Here is a 19,619-nt window from a genome sequence, read left to right as displayed (position 1 = left end):
ATATGGGCATGGGGCATTGGGCCCAAAAGCATGGGGAATCGGGAATCGGGAATCGGGAATCGGGCCCAAGAGCATAGTTTCTTCCTTCTTCCTTCTTCCTTCTTCTTTCTTCCGACGGACATCGGACTGACATCCGTTACATCCGTCGAGCGAATCCGTTGCCGAACTTCCTTCTTCCTTCTCAAATCAAAGTACCGCCACAGCTAGAACCGCAACCTGCCGTACAGCCGTAACAATAAGCAGCAGTTTGCACCTCTTGAATCACATCTAAACTGCCAGATTCGAGCAATTTAGCAACAGTTATCTTTTCCCCGCTGCCAGTTTTCGCCGGCAGATTTTCCATTTGGTTAAAATCGCAGTCGTAGACATTGCCCAAATAGTCGATCGACAATTCGTTGCGGCACATTAAATGTTCCAGAGTACCGGGATTAAAATTATCCTCCAAAAACCCCAGATAAGGCTTGTGAAGTTTCTTATGTTCCAAATGAAACTTAGTCCGTCCCACCGGCAAATTAGTAATCGCGAACAATTGATTAAAACAAATCCCAAAATGTTCGGCTAAATAAACCTTGTAATCTTGCTCTAACTTGCCTTGTTCCGGTGTTAGCGAAAACTTGTCTGTTGCCGGCACTTGTGGATTGTACACCAAATCCAGAATTAAATTTGAGTTTTTCCCGTATCCCAACTGATTTAGCCTTTGCAGCGCCCGAATCGAACTGTCAAAAACACCGTTGCCGCGCATTTTGTCCACATTGTCAGCTTGGTAGCAGGGAAGCGACGCCACAATTCTGAGTTGGTGCTGCGCGCAATATTCGGGAATATCTTCAAAACCTTTTTCAAAGTAAATCGTCAAGTTAGAACGAACAATTACCTCTTTACCTGCCCCCCTGGCAGCTTCCGCTAGCGGCTTAAAACCGTAAAGCATTTCGGGAGCACCGCCGGTGAGGTCAACAGTTTCAATTTGAGGAAAGCGGCGAATGATTTCAATTAATTGGTCGCAAATTTCCGGGGAAAGTTCTTCTGTTCGTGTTGGGCTAGCTTCAACGTGGCAGTGAGTGCAAGCGAGGTTGCAGCGTTTGCCGAGATTTATTTGTAAAACTGTAATCTGCTTTTTAGTTAAAGCTGAGTGAATTTTGTTTTTGAAAGGCGTGACTGCTGTCTGAATCATGTGCTAAACTTTTTAGTCTCTGCTCGCAACGGATTTAGAGGCGTTCCGGCGGAACGCCTCTCATAATTTAGCACTAATTCTTTGGATGCGAAAGCGACAAATTTTAACGGGTCGCTACAAAGTTAATTGAAACTCACATCTTGCACCATTCTTAGAAACAGGCAAGATGCCTGTTCCACAGGAGATTAATTTTCTTGTGGAACAGGCATCTTGCCTGTTCAGAAAAGCCTTATTGACAATACTACAACTCAGTTAAAGCTGACATCTTACACCATTCTCAATAACAGGCAAGATGCCTGTTCCACAAAAGAGGAATTTTGTTGTTGTGGAACAGGCATCTTGCCTGTTCAGAAAAGGCTTATTGACAATACTGCAAGAGCTGAGTTAAAACCGACAAGGCAAGAATTCTAATTTTGACACTAATCTTACTTTAGAGAGTCAACTAATGTTTCAACTCGTGCTTTAATTTCATCTCGAACGCGGTGAAAAGTTTCGATGGGTTGTCCGTCGGGATCGTCGAGTTGCCAATCTTCAAACACTTCTCGCAATACCCACGCTTCGGGTAAATTAACGCCGCAGCCGCACAAAGAAATTACTGCATCGTAGTCTTCTGCATTGAATTCGTTTAATGGGTTGGATGTTTGATCGGTGATATCAATGCCGATTTCTGACATGACTTGAATTGCTGTCGGATGAACTCTGCTTGATTCTAAACCGGAACTGGTGACTCCAATCTTGCCGGCTCCGATGGTTTTAGCGAATCCTTCTGCCATTTGCGATCTGCAGGAGTTTCTTTTGCAAACAAACATTACTTTTTTCATGGTTTTTGTTGGTTGTTAGTTGTTAGTTGGTGGTTGTTAGTTAGATGTTTCAAGGGCGCGATTTGCTAGTGCGATCGCCTCTTTAGCTGCTTGTTCCTTGCGTTCGCTGTAGCGATCGGTCAAATAGTCGGCTTGCTCCCGCAACAGCAAGGTAAACTTGTACAGTTCCTCCATTACGTCGATCGCGCGATCGCGATAAGGCGAATCCTTCATCGTCCCATCTTCATTAAATTCCTGATAAGCTTTCGCAACCGAAGACTGATTCGGAATCGTAAACATCCGCATCCAGCGACCCAAAATTCTCAAAGTATTCACAGCATTAAAAGACTGGGAACCGCCGCTGACTTGCATCACCGCCAAAGTCCTGCCTTGAGTTGGTCTGACGGCCCCAATACTTAAAGGAATCCAGTCAATTTGGTTTTTCATAATGCCAGTAATATTCCCGTGCATTTCTGGACTCGACCACACTTGACCCTCCGACCATAGGCTCAATTCCCGTAATTCTTGAACCTTCGGATGCGTATCGGGAACGCTACCATAAATCGGCAATTCTAGAGGATTAAAGAACCTAACTTCGGCACCGAAACCTTCAATAATTCGAGCCGATTCTTCCGCCAACAAGCGGCTGTAAGAACGCTCTCTTAACGAGCCGTATAAAAAGAGAATTCGAGGTGTATGAGTAAATTTGTTCATGAGATTCTAGCAATGGGAATTGGGAAGACAACGAGGGTCTCGCAGCGATGCTGTTTCTGGTTTTCGGGGAAACCAAAATGCTGTTCGCTTGCAGACTTCTACCAACATTAACATCACTGGAACCTCAATTAAAACACCGACAACTGTAGCCAAGGCTGCACCTGAGTTTAAGCCAAACAGCATCACAGCCGTAGCAATTGCTACTTCAAAATTATTACTGGCTCCAATCAGGGCTGACGGTGCTGAATCTTCGTAGCAAAGATTGAGTTTCAAAGCGGCTACATAGGAGATTAGGAAAATGAAATTAGTCTGGATAAACAAAGGCACAGCAATTAAAAGAATGTGCAGAGGATTGTTAACAATCAACTCTCCTTTGAAGGCAAACAAAAGAATTAGCGTAATCAAAAGTGCAGCCGTAGCAACTGGACTCAGATATTGCATAAACTCTCGTTCAAACCATTCTCGCCCTTTATGTTTTAAAATCCAGAAACGGCTATACATTCCGGCGGCTAAGGGCAAACCGACATAAATGAATACAGACAATACTATTGTCTGCCAAGGAACCACTAAATCATTTGCTGCTAACAGCCATCTGCCTAGTGGTGCATATAAAAACAGCATGGTTAGGGAATTAACAGCAACCATAACGAGGGTATGTCCTTGATTGCCGTAGGAGAGATATCCCCACATTAAAACCATCGCGGTACAGGGGGCTATTCCTAATAATATTGTACCCGCAATGTAGGAACTAGCGATGGAAACTTCACTGCCACGAATTATTTCGGTGCCTGTAATGAGGGGGCGAAATAGCCAACCTAAGAAAAACTGAGAAAATACTACCATTGTTAATGGCGCGATGATCCAGTTGACGACTAATGTTAAGATCACTGGTTTGGGCGTTCGCGCTGCATGAGCCGCCTGGGTAAAGTCAATTTTTACCATGATGGGATACATCATAAAAAATAGACAAATGGCAGTCGGAATTGACACCTGATAAAAGCTGAGAGCATCAAGGGTGACGGCGACGCTGGGGAATAGTCTACCGAGAATAATACCGCCTAAAATGCAAAGGAATACCCAAAGGGTGAGGTATCTTTCAAAAAAACTGAGCTTGCTTCCTGCTTGGACAGGTGAGTTCGTTGCTTGAGGATGGTTCATTTTAGTTAACTGGTAAGTGAAAATTCATGAGAAAAAATTAAAATTTAGCCTGCTGTCGCAATAACTCGCCAATAGTCAAGTCAAGCTGAGCTTGACCACCAAAAACTGTGCCCACCTTCCCATTGTAAAAGTGCTGATAAATTAGTTGATATCCTTCTTTTGGTAAAGGAATATAACCCACAGAACTAACTAAGGTCGGAGCTTTCTTCATGTAGAATTCTACAAAGTTGCGTAGTTCTACTTTATTTTGAGCCGAGTTGTAGTTGACATAGATAAATAGAGGTCGTGCCAGGGGCTGATACTGAGCTTTTTCTACAGTTTCGCGGGATGGCAACACTGCTCCTTTGCCTCGGTCAATACCTACAGCTTTCAATTGACTTTGGTTGTCTTCGTAATACGACAATCCAAAGTAACCTAAAGCATTTTCGTCTTTAATAACTCCTTGCGCTAAAACATTATCATCTTCACTAGCTGTATAGTCGGTGCGGCTGGCTTTCGCAGTACCTACTGTTGCCTCTGTGAAGTAGTCAAATGTACCGGAATCTTTGCCTGCACCGTAAAGGGTTATAGGTCGATTTGGCCAATTAGGTCTAATCTGATTCCATCGGGTAATTTTTCCTTGGGCGGCGGGTTCCCAAAGTTTTTTTAGTTCGGCTACAGTAATGTCTTTTATCCAGTTATTTTTGGGATTGACTACTACTGTGAGCGCGTCAAATGCGACAGGTAATTCGTAGTAGCGGATGCCTGCTTTGTTGCAGGCTTCCATTTCCCCTTGGCTGATGGGGCGCGAGGCGTTGCTGATGTCAGTTTCGCCAGCACAAAACTTTCTAAATCCTCCACCTGTACCGGAGAATTCAACAGTAATTGATGCTTTTTTGGGATTGGTATTTTGATATTCTTTCGCGATCGCATCCGTAATTGGATACACAGTGCTGGAACCGTCTATTTTAATGCTTTGCGATTCTGGCGACTGGACTTGTCCGCAGGAGTTGAGAAGCCCGATCGCACCTATGGTCAAAGCAATTATACTTAGTGCGAAAACCTTGGGCTTTTCTGCTGGGTTCATTGACCTCACCCAATGCCATAACTAAGGGGTACACTGGAATCATATCAATAAAATTTGATATGTCAAGTATGAGGGAAGACAAATAGCCCATAAACACATTAAGAAATGTTGATGGGTTAATCTGCGTCCGAACAGGGGCGCGCCGGCAGGATCTGGCTGAAACGGCGGTATTCGGCGAGGTACTGTTCGAGGGCGATAAACTGAGCTAAATTGAGGCTGTAGTAGATCCAGCGCCCTTCTTGGCGGCTGCGAACTAAACCGGCTTCTTTTAGGGTTTTGAGGTGGAAAGAGAGTTTAGGCTGAGGGACAGAAAGTCGATCGCACAATTCGCAAACGCACAACTCCTGTTCCCGCAGCAACTCCAGAATCTGAATCCGCAGGGGGTCAGAAAGAGCGTGAAAGCCTGCAGAGACAAGTTTTTCCGAAATCTGTCGCTGTGAAATGCGATCGGGCGCAGCCGTAGAATTTTTAAGCATCAATTATTTAGAAAACATCCATACAAAACATCATAGTTTCTCAAGCTTCATCCCAGAAAATCAGTGCATTCAGAATCGACAGATCCTTCGGACTTGATTACTTCGGAGTCTGTACCCGGGCCGGCACATCAGTGAGTCCGGCTTTTTGCATCAGCGAAATCACCCCTATCGATAAAATTCCCCCAATAATTGCCCCGACAACTACCAGAATGATAAAGACTTTTTGCAGAGTTTTTTTAGTGGCCGGGTGGTACTGTCTCGGCAATGCTTCACCTTGATCGTCAACTTCTTGCTCCAAGGGGTCTAGCGGATTGGAGGGATTTGAGTTAAAGGGATTGGGCGCTTGATTCATGGTTAGTTTGGGTTAAAGGAGATCGACAACTATTTTAACTTGCGATTTAGCCTCGCAGCTTAAATAATACATTCGGGTTTTACTGAATACTCTATAAATTTTATTAAGATTGCTAACATACGGATTAACCCGGTTTATTGAATAAACCGGGTTTTTTAACATACTAAAAGTTTTATGTCACGCTTCTGCTTTCGACAAGCGATCGAGAGAAATTGTTGCCGCTTGAGATACTTGAGAATTGCTATCTTTTTCTAAATATTTCAAAGCCGAAACGCTCTTAACACTCGGCAAATTGCCCAAAGCTTCAGCCAGCCTCTGGCGAATCAGCCAATCTTCCGACTGAGCAAAATTGAGGATGCGATCGATCGCCCCAAGATCTTTAATTTCCCCCAAAGCCGAAATTGCCGCCTGCTGGATCACCACTTGCTCGCTGTCGAGAGCTTTTAGCAGCACATCGCGGGCCCGGGGATCTTTGAGATTTCCCAGAGAAACAGCAGCACTGAAGCGCACCAGCCATTGAGTATCTTCGTAAAAAGCCCGCACCAAAGCATCAAAAGCTCTGATATCTTCGAGATAGCCCAAAGCACCCGCAGCGTCAGCGCGAATGCCGTAATCCGGGTCAGTTTCTAGCAATTTGACTAGAATAGGATAGCACTCTGCTGTCGGTTTGACCCCGAGAGCAAACACAGCCATCGATCGCACCTGCAAACTTTCGTCGTTCAACACCTTTTTAATCAAAGGCACCGCCTCTGCAGCAGGCACGTTCCGCAAGTTGGCCAAAGCCACCATTCGATCGGCTGAATTTTGGCTTTCTAACTTGGCTGCAATTTGCTCTAAGCTTAAAGTTGTCATTATGGATAAATCTTGTAGTAAAACTTTACATTCGGGTTATTTTGATTATAGGGGAGTCTCAGGGGAAAAGCAGGCAGTAAAAACCGCCCTGCGAATTTGAGATGAGTAAGATTGCGGATTAGTGAGACGATTAATCTAAAGCTCAGATTGCGTGGAAATAATCAATGAGAAAGTTTATTATTTAAATCCCAAGCACAGGCGAGGTGTTTCTGCCGTTCCCTAAGGCTTTGCCCGATAGTTAGCCGCCCTCTGACAACCTGCCATCCACTATGCCGTTCTACCACCCGCCCTTTTACTCCTCAGCCTTAGAACAAGCGATCGATCGCTACCCCCTCACTGCCGGGCCAGAAACTTCCTTAGCAGTGGCGATCGCCCTGATGAGTCAGTTGCAAAACAGTTGTCCCCTCGTCAAAACACCTGTACCCTCAGACCGGGGGGGGATGACCGAAACATCCACGCCGGAAAAGGTGCGGGCCCGCTGCGTGTTCGTCGTGCAGAACCAGCAGACTATTACCACAGGCAACTTATCCGACAACCCCAGCCGCGGACTGTTAATCGGCATATTAACTCCCGCCGACCTAGTGAGGCTGATAGCTTCTGGCACAATAGACAACCAGCACAAAGTAGCCCTGCACAAAATACCAATTTCCGAAGTGATGTCCCCGGTGTCGGTTTCCCTCACAGAATCCGATGACCAAGACGTGTTTACCGCCTTATCCTTATTTCGCCAGCACAAGATTCGCTATTTGCCGATCGTCAATCAATTTCGCCACTTGCTAGGAGTGCTGACACGGGAAAGAATTCGCCAAGTATTGCAGCCTTCAAACATTCTTAAATTGCGGCGGGTAGCAGAATTAATGACTACGCCAATTACAGCGCCTCACACCGCCTCGCTGCTGAGCATAACCGAACTGATGTCAGAGCATCAAGTCAGTTGCGTAGTGATTACAAAAAACAAAGAATTAACAATGGAGAAGCCCAAAGATGACTATACCTCCATTTTTCACTATTCCTTTCACCAACCCCTGGGAATAATTACCGAATATGACCTGGTGCAGGCACAGTTTCTCGAACTAAATTTCCAGCAAACCCCAGCTCAAAAAGTCATGAGAACTCCCCTGCAATTTCTTCAACCTTCCGATTCCCTATGGACGGCGCACAAAGAAATGCAGCAGCAACAAGTGCAGCGGTTGGTCGTGTGCGGGGGGCGGGGAGAACTGTTGGGAATTATTACTCAGACCAGCTTGCTCAGAGTCCTCGACCCCACCGAAATGTACCGAGTTGTCAAACAGTTGCAGCAGTCGGTTTATCAACTGCAAGCCGAAAAAGTGGAACTGCTGCAAAGCCGCAACGCCAAACTGGAACAGCAGGTGCGGGAACGGACTGCAAAACTCCACGAACAATTGCAGCGCGATCGGCTGTTAAATCACATTTCCTTGCGGATTCACCAATCATTAAACCTGGAAGAAATTCTCAACGCCAGTGTCGATGAAGTTCGCCAAGTTTTGCAAGCTGACCGAGTAGCAATCCTGCATTTAGAGTCCAGCAATTACGGCATTATAGTGGCAGAATCCGTTGCCGAAAATTGGCCTTCAATCTTAGGAGAAATCATGCCGGATAATATTTGGCAAGAATCTGCTTCGGTGATAGAACAGGAAATTTATGCCGTCCCCGACATCGACCAAGCCTGTTTGCTCGCCGAAAAATATGCGCGGTTCCAGCAAGCGCAAATCAAAGCTTATTTGATTGTACCAATTTTGCAAGACGGCAATTTGTGGGGGATGATGTGTGTCCATCAGTGTTCCCAATCCCGTCAGTGGCAACCTTCGGAAGTGGATTTGCTGCTGCAACTGGCAACTCAAATCGCGATCGCCATTCAGCAAGCCCAACTCTATCAGCAAGTCCAAAATCTCAACACCGACCTCGAACGCCAAGTCCAAGAACGCACGGCCGAGTTGCAGCAAAAAGTTCACGAACTCCAGCATTTAAACGTCCTCAAAGATGAATTTCTCAGCACAGTTTCTCACGAACTGCGGACGCCTTTAGCTAATATAAAAATGGCTATTCATATGTTGAGAATTTCTCCCACACTAGAGCGACGCCAGATTTATCTAGAAATTTTAGAAACAGAATGTACTAGAGAAACAGATTTGATTAATGCTTTGCTAGATTTGCAGCGGCTCGAAGCCGCAACTTGTCCGATCGACCTCGAACCAGTAAACTTAGAAGTCTGGCTGCCTACTATTATCGACCCGTTTTACACCCGGGCCCACGACCGCCACCAGGATTTGCGAGTAGAGTGCGACCGGCATCTCCCCACGATCAGTTCCAACCGCGCTAGTTTGGGACGAATTTTAGCCGAACTCCTCAACAATGCCTGCAAATATACGGCTAATGACGGCGAAATTTCTCTGAAAGTCGAGTGCAAAAACGGCGATGGCGAACAAGGAGGACAAAGGACAAATTCGCGACAAGCAAGTGCTGTGGCTTCAGAAATCCAATTTACACTCAGCAATCAATCGTCGATTTCCATAGAGGAATTGCCTCGAATTTTTGAGAAATTTTATCGAGTTCCCAACGCCGATCCTTGGAAACAAGGAGGTACAGGTTTGGGTTTAGCTTTGGTTCAAAAACTTGTGGAACAGTTGCAGGGAAAAATTGAGGTTGAAAGCAGGAATGGCTGGACTAATTTTATAGTCACATTTCCTACCAACCCGGATGGAAATTAGCCCGCCCTCAGTCAATTTTAGATTTTAGATTTTAGATTTTAGACTTCGGCCTAAGAGGTTCGGCGAGCGCGAGCGTCAAGTCGCGCGAGCGTCGAACGATTTGAGATTTTCGATTTACTCCACAGACGAATCTGGGAGATTGAACAAGAGTCTAAAATTTTGGGAGTTCCATGACTCCTGTCGGAGGCTTGTATCCTTTTTTTGGGGGTCAGCTTTGGGAGCATCTCATATTTGTAAAAACACTTCTTCTTGCTCTTTCCTTCTGACTCTTTCCTCCTGGCTCCTGGCTCCTGGCTCCTATCTCCTGTCTCCTGTCTGCAATTTCTAGCTTGGGTGCTTTCATTGAGATGCTCCCTCAGCTTTGTTGGGTGTCACTCTTTTTTGGGAGCTAGTTTGCGGATACGAGACGGTGCTGGTGTCAAATTCAAATATTCATTTTTATCTTCAACAACTGATGATCTTGATGCTGGATACTTCTTGCGTTTAGGGGCATGATTCGCAACTGTGCCCAAGCATGGTATGCCAAAATTTTCTAATTGACTGAAAACTTTTTGGACTAAAGAAAAGGGAACCTGGCGAATTGCTACAACCATCAGTATGCCATCGGTGCGCGCCGCTAAAAAATTCGCATCTTTACTGTCCGCCAGCGGCGGCGTATCGTAGATAACTAAGTCAAATTTTGCCTGAAGTTCTTCCATTACATACTGCATCCCAGATGATGCCAGCCGTCTGGCAGTACCGGGAACAGGGAGACCAGCAGTTAATACAAAAAGATTATCTACTAGATGCGATCGCTGGATAATTTCATTTGGTTCGTTTTTATGGTCGAGCAAGTTGCTCAATCCCTTGACATTAGGCAGTTCCAACAGCAAGTGCAGGCTGGGCGAATGCAAATTCGCGTCTACTAACAGCACTCGCTGACCCGCCAGCGCGGCCACGTGAGCTAAGTTTAAAGCAACGGTAGATTTGCCTTCGCCAACTGTAGCCGAACCAATTGCCAAAGAGCTAATCGTTCGATTTGAAGAAAGAAAGCGGATATTAGTATAAAGAGAGTCAAAAGCTTCTATAAATTCCGCAGCATTTTTCTTATTACCCTCTTTTCCTTCCAGATAAGCATAGGCATTAGCAATAGAAGGCTGCAATTTTCTAGCATTTTTGTCAAGAGGAATTGCTCCCAATAAAGGCGCTTCAACCCCATCTTTAACGTCATCAGCACAGTAGAAAATATTGCGGAACTTTTCAATGAGGATAGCAGCTCCCAGACCCAAAACTAGCGCCCCAACAACTGCCATCACCAATTTGTTTTTAGCTTTCGTGGCAACTGGAATCATGTTGCCCTTAGGATCTCGCGGTATCCGTGGTTCAGAAATTATTTCCCAAGGTACTTGGCTTTGAGCTGCTTGGACGCGCAGAGTTTCCCGCTGGCTTAAAAGTTGATCGCGGGTGCGGGCGGCTACTTCTAATTGCTGTTGCAGTTCGTTGTAGCGGCGGGCTATGGTGGGGAATTCTGTTGCTTGTCGGTTTAAATTGTTTTTAGTTTGGCTGATAGCCTGACGGCGAGCTTCTAAGACTTCAACTTGGTTAGCAGTATCAACCAATTGTTTAATCAAGCCTATGCGAATAGAATTTTGAAAATTCTGAACTTTAGAATTGGCTTGGGTGCCTACTAAATTTTGCCCCAAAATTCGATCAGTTTGCTGGTTGAGCAAAGCTACTAAATTTGCCCGCTTGCGCTCTAAAGCTTCCACTATAGGGTTAGCTGATTTAAAACGAGCTGTTTCTACAGCAATCTGACCTTCTACTTCCTTAACCTTGGTCAACAACTCTTTATATTGAGGTTCTTCGCTTAAAGCTGAAGCGGCAATAGCTTCATTTGGTGTAAAATCTAATTGTTTTTGCAAGTTAGCGTACAGCGTTTTCTGTTCTTGCAGTAGCCTTTGAGTTTCTAACTCTAAAGTTTCTACGGTACGAACTTGCTGGATTAATTGCGCGCCTTGTTCTTGAGGATTGGTAATCTTTTGCTTCTCCTGTATCACCTGTAACTCCGATTTCAGGCTGTTTACGCGCTTATTGAGTCCCGGAAGCTGGTCTTCAATAAATTTTACACCTTCACCAATGCGAGTCTTGCGTTCATCAAGACTGTACTTTAAATATTTCTTTTTAGTTTCTTGTAAAACGAACTCAACTAATTTAGGATCAGCCCCCATGAAGCGAACTTCCAAAATTTTAGTCAGCGTCATCTGATTTTCTCCCAGCCGCAAAACGACTAATCCTTTTTGAAGAATTTCCTCGGTAACTTCTGGATATCGTTTTTGGACTTGTTTAACAATAGCCGACAGCATCTGAGGACTCTGGAGAATTTGAAGTTGAGTTGCGTAGTCCAAACTAAAAAAATCTCGATTAGGCACTGCCCCCCCCTCGGCGCGATTGGCGAGGGCAGAGGGATCAGCAATTCTGGCCTCCGTTGTCACGGGTTCCACTAGCAGCCGAAAATCGCCTTGATATGTTTTCTTGCCTCCCTTGATCTGATAATAAGCTGCACCACCTACTAGACATATAATCCCAATAATGATTAGGGCTTGTCGCTGAAAAGTCCTCAACAACGGCTTTAGATTCAATCCTTTCTGAGGCTGCGCGCTTAACTCTTCTCCCTCGTCAACGGAAAATTGCTGCACCTGTCGGCTCTGGTTGCTAATGGGTACGATATGAGCGTCCTGTTCTCTTTCCATGTTGACCTCTTGGATATTTTGTGGGTAAAATCAGCTTTCTTCTGCGAGCCTTCGGGTTGATACTTTGAGCATTGGCTTAAGGATATCACACGAAATTATTGGTTGGTCGAGCCCACTTCCTTCTAATAGTTCTCACTACTTTCACATAGTATACAAAAATAACTAAATCCCTATGCTATGCCAGCGCCAAAAGTTCTTTTACAACTGCTGGAGAGTTATATAAGACTGCTTTTGGGGCCTGCTGCCTTGTGCTTGTATGTGGGGTTTCCGGGCGGCGAAGCAAAGTTTTTCAGGTGTCGCTCAGCTTCGCGACAGGGGGTTCAATAACTTTACCAAACTTTTACAATTGACCGGAACACCTCAGCCGCGGCTGGGGCTGGTATTGGTTTGCCCTCTATGCCATTTTTCGGTTCGCAGTCCACGGCAGAAGCACTTGTTAACTTACACGCTAACTGACCGGCTAAAAAGTTTTGCATTTCCCATGTAGATATAATTAGCCACATTCAGCAGATTTTTTGTAACGGCAACTAATCGAATCAATTTCCGATAAAAATCTGTTTCTTCTTTTAATTATAAACTTTTTGAGGAGCTGGATGACTGATTAAGTATATAGACTTAACTAACCGTGCAAATTATATCACCAACTCATCTCTATAGTGCGTTACCGACATAAAATTTAATGATTTGTGTTCTCAAGCTCGATCGACATCTCGAACAACTCAAGCCTTCGCGGTTTTTCTACCGAGGCGGATGGCGCTGGGCGATTTATGTATTTTCATAAAAAAACTAGGTTTATGGGTTCCGGGGCTATTACTAAAACTATCGCTTTTATTCGCGCTCCGAGCAAGCTATAGCAATCCTTTCGGTAAACGCGCAACGGACTTTTTTTGAATTAACCGATGCAATAAGAAGATGACACATTGTTAAATACAAAAAGAGTTTGCACAAGATGGGAGGATTGCTATTGATCTCGCTGGAATCAGCTATTGGTACTGGTTATTTTTAGATTTGACTAATTACCAACTACTCCTTATTAAGGCTTACTGATTTTGTGCTTTTCTTTCTCGCAGCTTCAACAATATTTCTGCATGAACTTCGCGGGTTATGGGATAAAAGTATGTGAGAATCATGCCAGCAATTAAAGCAATTGTGGGCAGCGGCCCGATCGCAACTCGAATCGCAAACAGTGCAGACTCTGGCTGTACGGGTGCAGGCTGTCCCGGAACTGTAGATAGAAATCCAGCTCCTTCTAATGCTTGGCCTACCAACCACAAACCCCCTGCCAATCCGATTTTTTGCAGCAGTACCATAAACGAATAGAAAACGCCTTCGCGTCTTTCTCCTGTTTGCAGTTCGTCGAGTTCGATCACATCCGGTATCATCGACCAAGGTATTAGATAAGCCGTGGAAACTCCGATACCTGCCATGACTGCTAATAAGTACATCTGCAATACTTGTCCTGGTTGGAGGAAAAACAGTCCAGCTTGGGCAATAATCCACAAACTCATGCCCATAAAATATACGGCTTTTTTGCCGTATCTCTCGCTGACTTTACTCCAAACAAATAGCATGATTAATGCAGTGCCTTGAACTGCGATCGCCACCAAGCTAAAAACGTACTGCGGCTGTTGCATCCAGTTAACAACAAAGTAGGGAATAATAGTAGCCGTCAACTGCACTCCCAGCCAAGAAAAAAGATAAATTCCAATGACGTACAAAAAAGGGCGATTGCTAAATGCAATCTGCAACTGTTCTTTCAGTGGCAAGGATGTAGAATTATCTAGTTCTGCGTTTTCTAATAGTTGGGCTGCGACGTGCTTGCGAGTTCCCAAAACGCACCAGTACAAAGGCAAGACAGAGATAACTGCACAGATTGCACCTAATACTAAATATTGTTGATTCGGGTCCTTTTCAAATACACGAAAGATAATTAGGGCTAAGATTAATGAAAGGATGCTGCCGCCAATGGAGAAAGCAAATCGAAAACTATTAAGGCTAGTGCGTTCGTTGTAGTCTTGAGTAAGTTCTGGAGTCAGGGCAGTGTAGGGAAGATTGACAGCCGTGTAGGCGGTGTTGAACAAAATGCTGATCGCAACATAGTACCAAAATAACACTGTGTGATCAGTGCTAGGTACAATCCACTGCAATAAGAAGAATATGCCGAAGGGAATGCCACCATATATTATCCAAGGATATCGGCGGCCCCAAGGATGAGAAGTGCGATCGCTCAAAACCCCCACAATCGGGTCATTTATGGCATCCCAAACCTTGCCAACTACCAAAATATTGCTGGCTAAGCCGGCAGGTAAACCAGCGACATTGGTAAAGAAAATTAAAAGGTAAAATGCCAAAACATTAGCGGTAATTGCCGGGCCGAGGTCGCCGGCACCGTAAGCTAATTTTGTTGAGAAACTGAGTTTTTGTGTTGCGGGGTTTTTGGCTGCTGGTTGAGGGGGGGAAGTGTTGCTCATAAACTTTGATTTCGAGATTTTTTGACAGTCACAGTCTTTCCAGTAGGAGTATAACTCACGCTACGCCCTAATACTAAGTTTTTTGTAGCGATCGGGATTATTCTGAATAATTGGTAATTGATAATTGGTAATTGATAGATTTGTTGGGGCGGGTTCACCAACAATAATCGCCCCAAAACAAACAATCTCAAAAACCCGCCCCCACCCAACTTTCCAAGCCAAATGTACGTTCAGATTTACGGTGGGGTGGCGGCGGGTTTATATGAATTGTCGGTCATTGTTATGTATGGTTTGTGAACCCGCCCCTACAACGTTTTGGTAATTCGAGCGATATCAATATACACAATACTCGTAGATACCGTAGCAGCTACGCACCATACAAGGGGCGCGTTTTACCCGAAATATCGATCGGTAGCTAAAGATATCGATAAACCCGCAGCCCACAGACTTAAGGAAACAGTTGCGAAATCTGAACTTCTATTTCTGGAAAGGCCAGCATTGACAAAACATCATCTTCATTAAATACTGTTTCTTGTCGGTAGTTGGCCTCGCCCGGTTCGCGAAAAACATAAACTTGCCGCGTGTTAACATCAAGTATCCAATAATCACTAATTCCCGCCTTAGCATAAGCCGGTGCTTTCCGCTTGCGGTCTGTTTCTAAAGTCGTGTCAGCTATTTCTATTAATAATAAAATATTGTCGGGTGCGGGATGAAAATCTTGGTACAGCCGAGGGTCGATTTGCACTACAGCAATATCGGGTTCTGGTTCTGAATTTATACTTAGAGTAACCGGGTCTTGAATGCGAATTAAAGCAAGTCCTGCCAGCAGATTTCTCAGATAGTCGGCTGCACAGAGATTAGTTGCTGCGTGGGGAGGATTTTTTGCACTCATTGAAATAATTTGCCCGTCAATTAATTCGACTCGTTCATCGGGATTGAGAATGCCAGTTTCGGTCATCCGGCGGTATTCGGCTACAGTCCACAAGCGTACATCTGTTACAGTCATGGCACAATTTCCTTTTGCTATATTATCTATTATCCTAGAGGCAGAAACCGGGTTTTTTATCAAAATACTGGATGAGAGAATTTAACAATGGTAAAAAACCCGGTTTCTTTGGTATATTCCCGGACTACTTTAAATTCAAAATATCCAATCTACAATCTAAAATATAAAATCTTAAATTGCTAGGTCAGCAATCTAGATTTAGCTGTAATTGCTCCCACACACCACAAAATAGCATTGACAATTTCCGAGCGCTGAATATCTTCTGTGTCTAAAAAACTTGCAAACTCTTCCTCAATATTCAAATGGTCGGCAAAATCATAAAGTATGCGCTTGTATTCAGTTGGCATCGGTATTAAAGTAGCTTTCACTAAATCGAAAAGCGCGTTCAAACAGTTGAGGATAGTAGCTGACTCGTCAAAATCTTCGGCATCGAGCAAGTATAGCGTTTCTGCAATGTCGCAAATAGCGTCTATTTGTGTGGGGGGCTTTCCCAGTTCGCTGACATCGATATTGCACAATTGGAGAGCGTTAATCGCTAGTTCTGGACGGGTAAAAAATACAAGTTGACCGCCGGCTACTAAGGGCGGCTCTTGTTCTCCATAGACAATTAGAGTATATAGATTTGGTATTTCGGTGCCGGGGTCGATCCGCAAACCGAACAGCCACAACAATTTTTCTGTATTTGGGTTTGCTGTTTGCAGTGTTGTTGGGAAAATATTTGGTTCTGACATGAATGTTTAATCCCTATAATAGGCTGTTAAACTCGGTTTCTACGCAAATTTTTTGTCTTTTAGGACTTACGCAATCATTCCAGGTATGGGGGCAACCACGGGGGGTTTGCCCCTACAAAACACTATATATTGAGGCGGTGCGTAAGTCCTGTATTTGTGAGAAATCTAGATATAAACCGGGTTTATAAGGCAAGAGTGCGTAATCTTTTTCCTATAAATTTTGCTGGATTATGGCGTAGCATTCGGCAACAGTTGCTCTTTGTTCCATTGCTGCTACTAGGGCTTCGTAAGCTGACTTGTGGCTTTCTAGCAGGTTTTTTGCTCGCAGCAAACCCCAGTTTTGTTTAAGTTGAATCTCGGAACTTGGACGGCGCAGTTGTGTTAAAATTGCACTAATTTTGGTGCGGTCTTCTGCTCCTCCTTGTGCGCTGCCGTAAACAAATTTTTCGGCGACTATTCCGGCCATCCACACGGTACAATATTGGTCTAAAAGTTGGGCAGAAAGAGTGCCGCTTTGGAGTTGAGATGCTAATTGTTCGTCTTCAAATCGGACGCCGCCTTGGGCTGTTTGGCCTTGTTTAAATGCTTCCCAAGCGTTGAGGGCGTAGCTGGTTACTGGAATTCCCAACAGGTGGGCGACTAGGAAGTGTCCGGCTTCGTGGTGAAGGATACGATCGCGCTTTTGTTTGGAAGTTCCCCCCAGCCAATCTAATAAAATAGTACCGCCTTGACCTTGCCACTGGAAACTGTCGAGGGTGGCTAGCCCCAACAGGCAAAAAGTGGCGATCGCAGGTACGGCTTCTGGCAAGTTGAATAGGGGCCCCAACAATATTGAAACGGTGATGGCAAAAATAGAAATAGCGATAATATTCAAAGAAGTGTCTTTCATAATGGCGAATGGGTAACTGGGAATTGGTAATGGGTAATTTGTAATAGGGAATTGGTAATGGGAATGGGTTTTAGAGGTAAACTCAGGTACGATCGCGCGATCGGTTTGGCAGCGTCGGGTCGATCGCAGCAGCCGGGACTTCCGACAAAAACTCCATCTTCCAGTTTGACTGAAAATTGCCGCTCCGAAGCCACCGATATTAAAAAGATATTAAAATAAATCAAAGTCCAGTAAAAGTGTTAGTGGAATCCTTCATGTCAGTTTTGGCAGCGATCGCAGTTTTAGGTATCTTGATTGTCGTTCACGAACTCGGCCACTTCTTGGCGGCGAGACTTCAACACATCCACGTCAACCGGTTCTCTATTGGTTTCGGGCCCATCCTCTGGAAGTACCAAGGCCCGGAAACTGAATACGCCCTCCGCGCCTTTCCCCTGGGAGGTTTCGTGGGTTTCCCGGACGACGATCCCGACAGTACAATTCCCCCAAATGACCCGAATTTGCTCAAAAATCGCCCTGTGCTCGATCGGGCGATCGTCATTAGCGCAGGGGTAATTGCCAACTTAATTTTTGCTTACTTCCTGTTGGTGGTGCAATTGGGTACTGTCGGCGCGGCAGAAATGAACTACCTACCGGGAGTTAAAGTCCCGGAAGTCGCTGCGGAAGTCAGTTCGGCCGCCAAACAAGCGGGAATTCGATCGGGCGACGTTGTTCTGTCTGTTGACGGCAAGGAATTGGGCGCTTCCGGCGAAGCAGTCAAATTATTGGTCGCAGCAATCCAAGATCATCCCAACCAACCCCTAGCGTTGGAAATTCAGCGCCAAGAACAAAAATTTGTGGTGACAGTAACTCCTGAAGAGTCGCCCGACGGCAAAGGTCGCATTGGCGTGCAGCTAACTTCTAACGGCACTGTGGTGCGGCAGAGGGCCGGATTTGTAGAGGCGTTTAGCAAGGCCGCCAAAGAATTTGAGCGGATTGTGGTGCTGACGGTTCAAGGTTTCGGGCAGTTACTTAGCAATTTCAGCCAGACTGCCGACAAGTTGTCCGGGCCTGTGGCGATTGTGGCGATTGGTGCAGGGATTGCGAAATCGGATGCTGCGAGTTTGTTTCAGTATGCGGTGTTAATTAGCGTCAATTTGGCTGTGATTAATATCTTGCCTTTACCTGCTTTGGACGGCGGTCAGCTAGCTTTTCTGTTAATAGAAGGACTGCGGGGCAAGCCTCTGCCGAACCGCATTCAGGAAAATGTCATGCAGACTGGTTTGGTGTTGTTGCTGGGTTTGGGAGTTTTCTTGATTATTCGCGATACTGCTAATTTGGCTGGGTTTGATTTGCGAAATTTCATGCAATAGTAAATGAAGGAAGAGGGAAGAAGGAAGTTCGGCAACGGATTCGCTCGACGGATGTAACGGATGTAACGGATTTCAGGAAGAAGGAAGTTCGGCAACGGATTCGCTCGACGGATGTAACGGATGTAACGGATTTCAGGAAGAAGGAAGAAGGAAGAATTATCCCTACTTTTCCCTTTTCCTATTTTCCTGTTTTTCCCTCTCCTTTTTTTCCTCCGCAAGTGAGGCAGAGCCTCTGGATATCGATTCCCGGGCAGAGCCTGGAAGTTAAAAACAAATAACAAATGACTAATGACTAATGACTAATGACTAATGACTAATGACTAATGACTAATGACTAATGACTAATGACTAAAAAGTTAAGTTTAAAACAACGATCGCTCGAAATTCTGATTCGCCTCAAACGCCTCTATCCAGAAGCTCCTTGCACTCTCAACTACGAAACTCCCGTGCAGTTGCTGGTGGCGACGATTCTCTCGGCTCAGTGTACGGACGATCGAGTAAATTTGGTAACGCCGGCTTTGTTTGAGCGTTTTCCCGATGCGGTGGCTTTGGCAAATGCTGATTTAGAAGAATTGGAAAGTCTGGTGCGATCGACTGGTTTCTACCGGAATAAGTCTAAAAATATTAAAGGTGCTTGTCAGGCGATCGTCAATAAATTTAACAATCAAGTGCCGCAGCGGATGGAACTGCTACTAGAATTGCCCGGAGTTGCCCGCAAAACCGCTAATGTTGTTCTCGCTCACGCTTTTGGTATTAATATGGGCGTGACGGTAGACACTCACGTCAAACGTTTGACTCAGCGTTTGGGATTGACCGAACATACCGATCCTATAAGGATCGAGCGGGATTTGATGATATTGTTGCCGCAGCCGGATTGGGAAAATTGGTCGATTCGGTTGGTTTATCACGGCAGGGCAGTTTGTAATGCGAGAAATCCGGCTTGCAATATTTGCGAACTTGCAGATTTGTGCCCTTCTGCTAATAGTTTGGTGTTGCACCAAGGTTAAGTACAGGCATCTTGCCTGTTGCTAAAAAAATTGAGTGATTGTGGAACAGGCATCTTGCCTGTTGCTAAAAAAATTGAGTGATTGTGGAACAGGCATCTTGCCTGTTGCTAAAAAAATTGAGT

Annotated in this window: 17 protein-coding genes; 4 read left to right on the top strand and 13 right to left on the bottom strand. The window is 45.0% G+C overall.

Annotated elements, in window-relative coordinates; all coding sequences use genetic code 11:
• Positions 1-181: 181 nt before the first annotated feature.
• From arsS to QUB10_RS05685, 8 genes are all read right to left on the bottom strand, one after another.
• Positions 182-1,168, bottom strand: a complete 987-nt coding sequence (gene arsS, locus QUB10_RS05720) for an arsenosugar biosynthesis radical SAM (seleno)protein ArsS (protein ID WP_333200350.1) — start codon at positions 1,166-1,168, stop codon at positions 182-184.
• Between the two features lie 425 nt (positions 1,169-1,593).
• Positions 1,594-1,989, bottom strand: a complete 396-nt coding sequence (arsC, locus tag QUB10_RS05715; RefSeq protein ID WP_190732266.1) for an arsenate reductase, glutathione/glutaredoxin type — start codon at positions 1,987-1,989, stop codon at positions 1,594-1,596.
• Positions 1,990-2,025: 36 nt separating this feature from the next.
• Positions 2,026-2,682, bottom strand: coding sequence for an arsenical resistance protein ArsH (gene arsH, locus QUB10_RS05710; protein WP_333200347.1), 657 nt, complete (start codon positions 2,680-2,682; stop codon positions 2,026-2,028).
• Positions 2,683-2,688: 6 nt separating this feature from the next.
• Positions 2,689-3,840: an ACR3 family arsenite efflux transporter gene (gene arsB, locus QUB10_RS05705; protein WP_333200345.1), complete on the bottom strand. Its 1,152-nt coding sequence runs from the start codon at positions 3,838-3,840 to the stop codon at positions 2,689-2,691.
• A gap of 37 nt (positions 3,841-3,877) precedes the next feature.
• Positions 3,878-4,906, bottom strand: a complete 1,029-nt coding sequence (locus tag QUB10_RS05700; RefSeq protein ID WP_333200343.1) for a PstS family phosphate ABC transporter substrate-binding protein — start codon at positions 4,904-4,906, stop codon at positions 3,878-3,880.
• Positions 4,907-5,022: 116 nt separating this feature from the next.
• Positions 5,023-5,382 (bottom strand): metalloregulator ArsR/SmtB family transcription factor, encoded by a 360-nt coding sequence (locus tag QUB10_RS05695; protein ID WP_333200341.1) that lies wholly within the window; start codon positions 5,380-5,382, stop codon positions 5,023-5,025.
• A 97-nt stretch (positions 5,383-5,479) separates the two neighbouring features.
• Entirely contained in the window at positions 5,480-5,734 is a 255-nt protein-coding gene (locus QUB10_RS05690; RefSeq protein WP_333080186.1) for a hypothetical protein, read from the bottom strand.
• Positions 5,735-5,911: 177 nt separating this feature from the next.
• On the bottom strand, positions 5,912-6,586 hold the full coding sequence (locus QUB10_RS05685) for a HEAT repeat domain-containing protein (protein ID WP_333200339.1): 675 nt from the start codon (positions 6,584-6,586) through the stop codon (positions 5,912-5,914).
• A 269-nt stretch (positions 6,587-6,855) separates the two neighbouring features.
• Here QUB10_RS05685 and QUB10_RS05680 point away from each other — a divergent pair, with 269 nt between their 5' ends.
• Positions 6,856-9,315 (top strand): CBS domain-containing protein, encoded by a 2,460-nt coding sequence (locus QUB10_RS05680; protein WP_333200336.1) that lies wholly within the window; start codon positions 6,856-6,858, stop codon positions 9,313-9,315.
• Between the two features lie 371 nt (positions 9,316-9,686).
• Here QUB10_RS05680 and QUB10_RS05675 read toward each other — a convergent pair whose 3' ends face one another.
• The 5 genes from QUB10_RS05675 to QUB10_RS05655 form a co-directional block, all read right to left on the bottom strand.
• On the bottom strand, positions 9,687-12,044 hold the full coding sequence (locus tag QUB10_RS05675) for a polysaccharide biosynthesis tyrosine autokinase (protein WP_333200334.1): 2,358 nt from the start codon (positions 12,042-12,044) through the stop codon (positions 9,687-9,689).
• Positions 12,045-13,084: 1,040 nt separating this feature from the next.
• The gene (locus QUB10_RS05670) at positions 13,085-14,515 is read right to left on the bottom strand and encodes an MFS transporter (RefSeq protein WP_333200332.1); all 1,431 of its coding nucleotides are present in this window, start codon (positions 14,513-14,515) and stop codon (positions 13,085-13,087) included.
• Between the two features lie 448 nt (positions 14,516-14,963).
• Entirely contained in the window at positions 14,964-15,521 is a 558-nt protein-coding gene (locus QUB10_RS05665) for a Uma2 family endonuclease (RefSeq protein ID WP_333200330.1), read from the bottom strand.
• Positions 15,522-15,700: 179 nt separating this feature from the next.
• Positions 15,701-16,252, bottom strand: a complete 552-nt coding sequence (locus QUB10_RS05660) for a hypothetical protein (RefSeq protein WP_333200328.1) — start codon at positions 16,250-16,252, stop codon at positions 15,701-15,703.
• Between the two features lie 211 nt (positions 16,253-16,463).
• On the bottom strand, positions 16,464-17,141 hold the full coding sequence (locus QUB10_RS05655; protein WP_333200326.1) for an ATP-dependent Zn protease: 678 nt from the start codon (positions 17,139-17,141) through the stop codon (positions 16,464-16,466).
• A 57-nt stretch (positions 17,142-17,198) separates the two neighbouring features.
• Between QUB10_RS05655 and QUB10_RS05650 the strand changes: the two genes are divergently transcribed.
• From QUB10_RS05650 to nth, 3 genes are all read left to right on the top strand, one after another.
• Complete coding sequence (locus QUB10_RS05650; RefSeq protein ID WP_333200324.1) at positions 17,199-17,360, top strand: hypothetical protein; 162 nt, start codon at positions 17,199-17,201, stop codon at positions 17,358-17,360.
• Positions 17,361-17,395: 35 nt separating this feature from the next.
• Entirely contained in the window at positions 17,396-18,490 is a 1,095-nt protein-coding gene (gene rseP / locus QUB10_RS05645; protein WP_333200322.1) for an RIP metalloprotease RseP, read from the top strand.
• Between the two features lie 344 nt (positions 18,491-18,834).
• On the top strand, positions 18,835-19,497 hold the full coding sequence (gene nth / locus QUB10_RS05640; protein WP_333200319.1) for an endonuclease III: 663 nt from the start codon (positions 18,835-18,837) through the stop codon (positions 19,495-19,497).
• The last annotated feature ends 122 nt before the right edge of the window (positions 19,498-19,619 follow it).

This window comes from Microcoleus sp. B5-D4 (assembly GCF_036705145.1).
In the GTDB taxonomy this organism is placed as follows: Bacteria; Cyanobacteriota; Cyanobacteriia; order Cyanobacteriales; family Microcoleaceae; genus Microcoleus.
Note: the sequence above shows the minus strand (reverse complement) of the source record. Positions and strands in the feature narration are given on the sequence as shown.

Excerpts from the sequence above, each read along its gene's own strand:
- QUB10_RS05675 (WP_333200334.1), bottom strand. The coding sequence starts at position 12,044 with ATGGAAAGAGAACAGGACGCTCATATCGTACCCATTAGCAACCAGAGC.
- QUB10_RS05700 (WP_333200343.1), bottom strand. The coding sequence starts at position 4,906 with ATGAACCCAGCAGAAAAGCCCAAGGTTTTCGCACTAAGTATAATTGCT.
- arsS (WP_333200350.1), bottom strand. The coding sequence starts at position 1,168 with ATGATTCAGACAGCAGTCACGCCTTTCAAAAACAAAATTCACTCAGCT.
- arsB (WP_333200345.1), bottom strand. The coding sequence starts at position 3,840 with ATGAACCATCCTCAAGCAACGAACTCACCTGTCCAAGCAGGAAGCAAG.
- QUB10_RS05660 (WP_333200328.1), bottom strand. The coding sequence starts at position 16,252 with ATGTCAGAACCAAATATTTTCCCAACAACACTGCAAACAGCAAACCCA.
- QUB10_RS05685 (WP_333200339.1), bottom strand. The coding sequence starts at position 6,586 with ATGACAACTTTAAGCTTAGAGCAAATTGCAGCCAAGTTAGAAAGCCAA.
- nth (WP_333200319.1), top strand. The coding sequence starts at position 18,835 with ATGACTAAAAAGTTAAGTTTAAAACAACGATCGCTCGAAATTCTGATT.
- QUB10_RS05690 (WP_333080186.1), bottom strand. The coding sequence starts at position 5,734 with ATGAATCAAGCGCCCAATCCCTTTAACTCAAATCCCTCCAATCCGCTA.
- QUB10_RS05680 (WP_333200336.1), top strand. The coding sequence starts at position 6,856 with ATGCCGTTCTACCACCCGCCCTTTTACTCCTCAGCCTTAGAACAAGCG.
- QUB10_RS05655 (WP_333200326.1), bottom strand. The coding sequence starts at position 17,141 with ATGAAAGACACTTCTTTGAATATTATCGCTATTTCTATTTTTGCCATC.
- QUB10_RS05670 (WP_333200332.1), bottom strand. The coding sequence starts at position 14,515 with ATGAGCAACACTTCCCCCCCTCAACCAGCAGCCAAAAACCCCGCAACA.
- QUB10_RS05695 (WP_333200341.1), bottom strand. The coding sequence starts at position 5,382 with ATGCTTAAAAATTCTACGGCTGCGCCCGATCGCATTTCACAGCGACAG.
- QUB10_RS05650 (WP_333200324.1), top strand. The coding sequence starts at position 17,199 with ATGGGAATGGGTTTTAGAGGTAAACTCAGGTACGATCGCGCGATCGGT.
- rseP (WP_333200322.1), top strand. The coding sequence starts at position 17,396 with ATGTCAGTTTTGGCAGCGATCGCAGTTTTAGGTATCTTGATTGTCGTT.
- arsC (WP_190732266.1), bottom strand. The coding sequence starts at position 1,989 with ATGAAAAAAGTAATGTTTGTTTGCAAAAGAAACTCCTGCAGATCGCAA.
- arsH (WP_333200347.1), bottom strand. The coding sequence starts at position 2,682 with ATGAACAAATTTACTCATACACCTCGAATTCTCTTTTTATACGGCTCG.
- QUB10_RS05665 (WP_333200330.1), bottom strand. The coding sequence starts at position 15,521 with ATGACTGTAACAGATGTACGCTTGTGGACTGTAGCCGAATACCGCCGG.